Raw genomic sequence first — 286 nt, 5'->3', positions numbered from 1 at the left:
CACAGCGGTCTGTCCGTGTTCGCCGGCGTGGGTGAGCGTACCCGTGAGGGCAACGACTTCTACCACGAAATGAAGGACTCCAACGTCCTCGACAAGGTGGCGATGGTGTACGGCCAGATGAACGAGCCGCCGGGCAACCGTCTGCGCGTCGCCCTGACCGGCCTGACCATGGCCGAGTACTTCCGCGACGAGAAGGACGAAAACGGCAAGGGTAAGGACGTCCTGCTGTTCGTCGACAACATCTACCGCTACACCCTGGCCGGTACCGAAGTGTCGGCACTGCTGG

General features: G+C 62.6%; 1 pseudogene. It reads left to right on the top strand.

Annotation, left to right across the window (positions count from 1 at the left end):
- Nucleotides 1–286 (top strand): annotated as a pseudogene (locus AN391_RS20490) (F0F1 ATP synthase subunit beta); the annotation flags it as partial.

Origin of the sequence: Pseudoalteromonas sp. P1-13-1a, assembly GCF_001401875.1 — a bacterium.
GTDB lineage: Bacteria > Pseudomonadota > Gammaproteobacteria > Enterobacterales > Alteromonadaceae > Pseudoalteromonas.
The sequence above is the reverse complement of the archived record's forward strand: the minus strand, read 5'-3'. Positions and strand labels throughout refer to the sequence as shown.